The sequence below is a fragment of the Stenotrophomonas sp. 2YAF22 genome (assembly GCF_052114665.1).
Classification (GTDB): Bacteria; Pseudomonadota; Gammaproteobacteria; order Xanthomonadales; family Xanthomonadaceae; genus Stenotrophomonas; species Stenotrophomonas indicatrix.
Genome location: NZ_JBFRFE010000204.1, coordinates 1 through 6,513 on the forward strand (window position 1 = coordinate 1; position 6,513 = coordinate 6,513).

Annotated in this window: 7 protein-coding genes; all 7 read left to right on the forward strand. The window is 67.7% G+C overall.

Features of this window, described 5'->3' with window-relative positions; genetic code table 11:
* Positions 1-258, forward strand: a 258-nt coding sequence (locus AB4Y84_RS09990) for a spore coat protein U domain-containing protein (RefSeq protein WP_442250083.1), incomplete at its 5' end; no start/stop codon positions are given.
* Positions 258-1,013, forward strand: a complete 756-nt coding sequence (locus tag AB4Y84_RS09995) for a fimbrial biogenesis chaperone (protein WP_442250084.1) — start codon at positions 258-260, stop codon at positions 1,011-1,013. The genes AB4Y84_RS09990 and AB4Y84_RS09995, both read left to right, overlap by 1 nt.
* A gap of 7 nt (positions 1,014-1,020) precedes the next feature.
* Positions 1,021-3,360: a fimbria/pilus outer membrane usher protein gene (locus AB4Y84_RS10000; protein ID WP_442243753.1), complete on the forward strand. Its 2,340-nt coding sequence runs from the start codon at positions 1,021-1,023 to the stop codon at positions 3,358-3,360.
* Positions 3,357-4,391, forward strand: coding sequence for a Csu type fimbrial protein (locus AB4Y84_RS10005; RefSeq protein ID WP_442243754.1), 1,035 nt, complete (start codon positions 3,357-3,359; stop codon positions 4,389-4,391). Before AB4Y84_RS10000 ends, AB4Y84_RS10005 begins: the two co-directional genes overlap by 4 nt.
* A 100-nt stretch (positions 4,392-4,491) precedes the next feature.
* Complete coding sequence (locus AB4Y84_RS10010; RefSeq protein ID WP_394195764.1) at positions 4,492-4,719, forward strand: hypothetical protein; 228 nt, start codon at positions 4,492-4,494, stop codon at positions 4,717-4,719.
* On the forward strand, positions 4,719-5,414 hold the full coding sequence (locus AB4Y84_RS10015; protein ID WP_442250085.1) for a fimbrial biogenesis chaperone: 696 nt from the start codon (positions 4,719-4,721) through the stop codon (positions 5,412-5,414). The genes AB4Y84_RS10010 and AB4Y84_RS10015 overlap by 1 nt, the downstream gene beginning before the upstream one ends.
* 219 nt (positions 5,415-5,633) lie before the next feature.
* Positions 5,634-6,437 (forward strand): 30S ribosomal protein S2, encoded by an 804-nt coding sequence (gene rpsB, locus AB4Y84_RS10020; RefSeq protein ID WP_025877657.1) that lies wholly within the window; start codon positions 5,634-5,636, stop codon positions 6,435-6,437.
* Positions 6,438-6,513: the final 76 nt, after the last annotated feature.

The following is a 6,513-nucleotide window of genomic DNA, read 5'->3' on the forward strand; positions in this document are numbered from 1 at the left end:
GCCAATGACGTCACCACGCGGCGGATGAAGAACACCAACGCGGCAGTGACGGCCAACAACTACGTGGGCTACCAGCTCTACCAGGATGCGGCGCATACCCTGGTGTGGGGCGCCACCACGGGCACCAACACCCAGGCCGGCATCGGCACCGGCCTGGCGGTGCCCTACATCGTCTACGGCCAGATCCTCAACCTGAGCACGGCCAACGCTGCGACCGGCAACTACCTGGATACCGTTACCGCAACGATCACCTATTGATGGAGCACGCCCGCATGGCCRGATCCCGCCCGTGGCGCGCCACCGGCGTGGCGCTGCTCGTTCTCAGCCTGCTTCTTTGGGTCTCCGCGGCCTCGGCAACCAGCCTGCAGGTCGCGCCCACCAGCCTGCAGCTGGAGGCACGCCAGCGCGCCGGCGAACTGTGGTTGACCAACAGCGGCACCTCGCCGGTGAAGCTGCAGGTCCGGGTATTCCGTTGGGTGCAGCAGGACGGCAACGAACAGCTGCTGCCGACCGAAGATCTGCTGGCCACGCCACCGATGCAGGAGTTGGCCGCCGGCCAGCAGCAGCTGGTACGGGTCATGCGCGCCGTGGCCGACACACCGGCTGCGCAGCAGTACTACCGGTTGATCGTCGACGAGGTGCCCGATCTGGCCACGCGCACCGAAGGCATGCAGTTCGTGCTGCGCTATTCCATCCCGGTATTCGTGCAACCCGGCGCTGGCAGCCGGCTGGCACCGCAGCTGCACGCCCGCCTGGTCCGGCTGGACGACGGACGCAACGGCGTGGAAGTAGGCAATACCGGCAACAGCTACGCGCAGATCGCTGACCTCGCCCTGGGTAGCCCGGAGCGGCCGCGCATCGTCCATCCCGGCCTGCTGGGCTATGTGCTGCCCGGCCAGGTCATGCGCTGGCCGCTGGCGCGCACGGCGATCGACCGCGACAACGAACAGATCACGGCCAAGCTCAATGGCGAGTCGGAACAGACGTCGCTGCCGCCACCACCGGCTCGCTGAGGCGCTGATGAGCGCAGCGCTCGGTGCGGCCCTGTCCCCGGCGGCCCATGCAGCCGATGTCTCCGGGGTCTCCGCCGATGCCCTGCTGCCTCCGCCGACCCCGCTCACGGCCAACCAGACGCTGTACCTGGACGTGACCCTCAACAGCACGCCACGCGGCCTGCTGCCCTTCACCGACAATCGTGGCCGCCTGCAGGCCAGCCCCGAGATCCTGCGCCAGCTTGGCTTCAACACCAGCGGCGATGCCCCGGTGTATCTGGACCAGATCAGCGGTGCGGTGGTGCGCTATGACGCGCACCTGCAGACCCTGGCGCTGGACGTGCCACTGGACCAGTTGACCCTGCCCACGACCGTGCTCAGCCGCCCGCAGGTCCGCGCTTCCCGCGGCAGCGCCTCGCCCGGCGTCCTGCTCAATTACGACCTGTACGGCAGCCGCGTCGACAGCCTGGGCAACCTTGCCCTGAGCTCTGAACTGCGGGTGTTCGGCATCGGTACCGGCACCTTCGAGAGCACCGCCGTCAGCCGTCGCTACCAGACCGGAGACCGCCACTGGCGCAGCGAAAGCGTACGCCTTGATACGCGCTGGACCCTGGATTTCCCGGACAAGGCGCTGACCCTGGAGGTGGGCGACTTCTACAGCGGCTTTGTCGACTGGAGCCGGCCGGTACGCCTGGGCGGCCTGCAGATCGGGCGCAATTATGGGCTGCAGCCGTATCGCGTTCTCACCCCCACCCCGGCCTTCCTCGGCCAGGCGGTGGTGCCATCCACGGTCGAGCTGTATGTGGATGGCCTGCGCCAGTACAGCGGCCAGGTGCCGGTAGGGCCGTTCCAGCTGGCGGCGCAACCGGGCATCAGCGGCAACGGCAGCGCGCAGGTCGTGGTTACCGACGCCTTTGGCCGCATGCAGACGCTGGATTTCAGCTTCTACGGCACCCAGCAGCTGCTGGCCAAGGGCCTGTCGGACTGGTCGCTCGGCGTCGGCCAGCTGCGCGAGCAGTTCGGCGAACGCTCCTTCGCCTACGACGACCGTACCGTGGCAAGCGCCAGCTGGCGCGGCGGCGTCAGCGATACGTTCACCGGCGAAGCACACGCCGAAGGCGGCGGCGGCCTGGCACAGGCCGGCCTGGGCGGCTGGTGGCTGCTGGGCGGTGCGGGCGTATTCAATGCCGCCTACGCCCACAGCCGCTACCAGGGCCTGCAGGGCGGCCAGTGGGCGCTGGGGTACAGCTGGAACAACCGCCATTTCAACTTCAATCTGCGCAGCGTGCGCAGCCACGGCGACTACCGCGACCTGGGCGCGCTGCAGGCCAACCTGCCGCCCAGCATCAGCGAGCAGGCCACGGTCGGCCTGGACCTGTTGCGCCTGGGCACGCTCAGCGCCAGTTACCTGCGCCTGCGCTACCCCGATGGCGATGACAACCGTTATGCCAGCCTGTTCTGGTCCCGCAGCTGGAGCCAGCGCTGGTCGGCCTACCTGTCGGTCAACCAGAACCTGGACAACAGCGATGACCGCAGTGTCTACCTGTCGCTGACCGCAAGCCTGGGCAACAACCGCCAGGCCAGCCTGTCCAGCCAGCGCAACGGTGACAGCCAGAGCTGGGTTGCCGACGTCACCCAGCCGGTGCCGGGCGACGGCAGCGCAGGTGGTATCGGTTGGCGCGCACAGGTCCGCCATGGCGACGGCGGCAGCGGCGGCCTGGCCGAAGTCGGCATCCTCAACGATGTCGGCCGCTATGCCTTCGGTGCCTCCCGCCAGGCGGGCCTCAACTACGCCTATGGCAGCGCCAGCGGCAGCCTGGTGTGGATGGCCGGGCACACCTTTGCCGCCCGCGAAGTCGCCGACGCCTTCGCCGTGGTCAGCACGAATGGCGTTGGCGGTGTGCCGGTGCGGCTTGAGAACCGCCTGATCGGTGTCACCGACGATCGGGGCCTGCTGCTGATCAGTCCGCTGCTGTCCTGGCAGCGCAACCGCGTCTCCATCGACACCCTGGACCTGCCGGCGGACATGCGCGCTGATCGCATCGAGGACTGGGTGACACCCCGCCAGCGCGCCGGCACCGGCCTGACCTTCAACCTGCGTTCGCGCGCGTCGTTGCGGCTGATCCTGCAGGACATGAGGGGGCAACCGCTGGAGGTGGGCAGCGAAGTGCAGCTGCCCGATGGCCGCCAGGCCACCGTGGGCTACGACGGCCTGCTGTACCTGGAGGACGTTGCACCTGGCAGCGTGCTGTACATCACCAGCAGCGGTGGCCAGTGCCGGGTCCGCGTGCCGGTACCGCAGGTGGTCGCCGTCGGGGCCAGCGCGCGCCCGGCCCCGCTGCAATGCGTGCCGGAGGTGGCGCCATGAGGATGCTGCTGCTCGGCCTGCTGCTTCTGGCCGGCCTGATCGCCAGTGCGCCGACACGCGCGGCCGCGACGTGCACCGCCACCGCCGACGCGCTGCTGCCCTTCGGCAACGTCAGCAGCGGCGCGCCAGGTGCCACCCCCGGCACCTTGAACATCACCGTGAACTGCTCCACCGCCGCACTCAGCCTGATCGCCACCACCGGCATCCGCGTCTGCATCGGCCTGGGCAATGGCACCGGCGGCACCAGTACTTCGCCGTGGCGGACAATGGTCAACGGCAGCAGTGATCCGCTCAATTTCCAGATCTACAACGTCGCCAACTACAGCGAAGTCACCGGCCTGGCACCGCGCGGTACACCTCCCGCACAGGAGCTGACGATGACCTACAACGTGCCGCTGATCGGCGGCTCCGGCAGCCGTACCACGCAGTTGTTCGCACAGATTCCGGCCAACCAGGTGCTGGCCTCCGGCAACTACAGCAGCACCTTCACCGGGGCCAACGTGGTGCTCACCTGGGCCTGGAACGAGGTGCTGCTGGGCACCGCCACCGTACCGGCCACCTGCAATGGCGGCGCTACCGGCACCAACACCGCCAGCAATGCCTTCACCTTCAATGCCACTGCCACCGTGCTGCCGCAATGCGGCAGCTACCTCACCACCACCATGAATTTCGGCAACGTCACCGGCAGCATTCCCGCCAACATCGACCAGACCGCCACCCTCACCCTGACCTGCCTCAAGCGCACCGCCTACCAGGTCGGCCTGAACAACGGTCAGAACAACCCGGCCCTGACCACCACCCGGCGCATGCGTACCACCATCGGCAGCAACAGCTATTACCTGACCTACGAGCTGTACCGGGACGCTGCGCGCAGCCAGCGCTGGGGCAATACGCTCACCGTGGACACCTTCAGCGGCGTCGGCACTGGCAGCGCGCAGACACTGAACATATTCGGGCGTGTGCCTCCCGTCGCCGGACAGCCTCCGGCGGGCACCTACAACGACCTGGTGCAGGTGACGATCACCTACTGAGGGGAGCCCGCTCTACRGAATCCCCCCTGTCGGCCGATACCGCGCATCAAGTCGACAACACGGTGGATGGCAGGTGGTTCGCGGAATACTGATCGGAGCGATGTCCATCACCAGCACGACAGCGTGGGCCGACCCGGCGCCCGTCCCACTGCAGATCCGCCTGACTGTGGTTGAAGGCTGCGCCGGCACGGAGCGTGGCCCACGTTGCCCGGTGCCACAGCAGCACAGCGACGGCGGTCACCTGCCGCCCCAGGTCCGTGAACTGGCCCCGCCAGCGCAGGACGAACAGGGGCATTCGCTGCCCGAACCGCCCACCACTTACTACTGATGCGCCGGCTACTGCTGCTGGCCGCGGTGCTGCCTATTGCCGCGCAGGCGCTGGAGCTGGTGCCGACCACCCTGAACCTGCCGGCTGCGCAGGGGCGGGCCGAGCTGTGGCTGCGCAATCCTGGCCCTGGGCATTGGCGCGGCCAGGTGCAGATCTGGGCGTGGGACCAGCAACCGGGCGCCGAACACCTGCAACGCAGCGCGCAGGTGCTGGCCAGTCCGACCCTGCTGGACCTTCCTGCCGGTGCACGCCAGCGCGTCTGGTTGCTGCCGGCGTCATCCGCACCTGTGGCCGCTGAACAGGCATTCCGTATCATCCTGGCTCYGGCAGAACCGGCCATGCCGCGCTATTCACTGCCCCTGTTCCGCAGCGAACCGGTCGGCCCAACGCCCCCCTGCCTGCGGGCAGAGCTGGTGGTCAACGGGTCGCAATTCACACTGAGACTGTTGAACGGTGGCACCGGGCACGCGCGCTTGAGCGACCTTGCCTATGAGGCGGCTGGCGGCCAACGCAGCCTGCTGCTGCCCGGTCTTGCCGGCTACGTACTGGCGGCGCGCCAGCGCCAGTGGCAGCTGCCGCCGCGCGCCGATGGCTATGCAGGCGGCAGGTTCCATGCCCGCTTGCAGGACGGCACAGAGGTGATTCTGGCGGCGCAGACACCCGCAATTGCAGCGAGCCAGCCAAGCGGGCTATAATTGCCCGGATGTCCTGCCGCCGCGTGCGCGGGACACCGTCCACACCGGACGTCACCGGTGAATCCACACCTGCTGCCCCCATCCGTGCCGGGGTGCTCCGCAAGGAGTTCGGCCACGGAGGCAACAGGGAAGCCCAACCCCGGAACCTTCAGCGCTTCCACGCGTCCCGCATACCTATCCCGCGGGCGGAATCGCCGGTTCCCCATCAGGAGTTTTGCAATGCCCCAGGTCACCATGCGTCAGATGCTGGAAGCCGGCGTCCACTTCGGCCACCAGACCCGCTACTGGAACCCGAAAATGGCTCCGTACATCTTCGGCGCCCGCGGCAAGATCCACATCATCAACCTGGAAAAGACCGTCCCGCTGTTCAACGACGCGATGAACTTCATCTCGTCGGTTGCCCAGAAGCGCGGCACCATCCTGTTCCTGGGCACCAAGCGCAGCGCGCGTGAGTCGATCCGCGAAGAAGCCGAGCGTTGCGGCATGCCGTTCATGAACCAGCGTTGGCTGGGCGGCACCCTGACCAACTTCCGTACCGTCAAGCAGTCGGTTGCCCGCCTGAAGGAACTGGAAGCCGGTGAATCCGACGGCACCTTCGAGAAGCTGGTCAAGCACGAAGTGCTGGGCCTGCGTCGCGAGCGCGACAAGCTGGAAGCCTCGCTGGGCGGCATCAAGGACATGAACCGTCTGCCGGACGCGATCTTCGTCATCGATATCGGCCACGAAGACATCGCCATCAAGGAAGCCAAGAAGCTCGGCATCCCGGTGATCGCCGTTGTCGATACCAACTACAACCCGGAGCTGGTGGATTACGCGATCCCGGGCAACGACGACGCCATCCGTGCCGTGCAGCTGTACGCACGCGCCGCTGCTGACGCCGTGCTGGAAGGCAAGGCTGCTGCACCGCACGCTGCCACCGTCCGTGAAGAAGAGTTCGCCGACGCTCCGGCCGAAGAAGGCAAGCCGGCTCGCCGCGCTCCGGCCAAGAAGGCTGCTGCCGACAAGGGCGAAGCCCAGGCCTGATCCAGGCCCCGGTGGGCGCCACGCGCCCACCTTTCCTGTCCGCTGCCGATGGCGCGACGACAGGACACTGTCACAC

Excerpts from the sequence above, each read along its gene's own strand:
- AB4Y84_RS10000 (WP_442243753.1), top strand. The coding sequence starts at position 1,021 with ATGAGCGCAGCGCTCGGTGCGGCCCTGTCCCCGGCGGCCCATGCAGCC.
- AB4Y84_RS10005 (WP_442243754.1), top strand. The coding sequence starts at position 3,357 with ATGAGGATGCTGCTGCTCGGCCTGCTGCTTCTGGCCGGCCTGATCGCC.
- AB4Y84_RS10010 (WP_394195764.1), top strand. The coding sequence starts at position 4,492 with ATGTCCATCACCAGCACGACAGCGTGGGCCGACCCGGCGCCCGTCCCA.
- rpsB (WP_025877657.1), top strand. The coding sequence starts at position 5,634 with ATGCCCCAGGTCACCATGCGTCAGATGCTGGAAGCCGGCGTCCACTTC.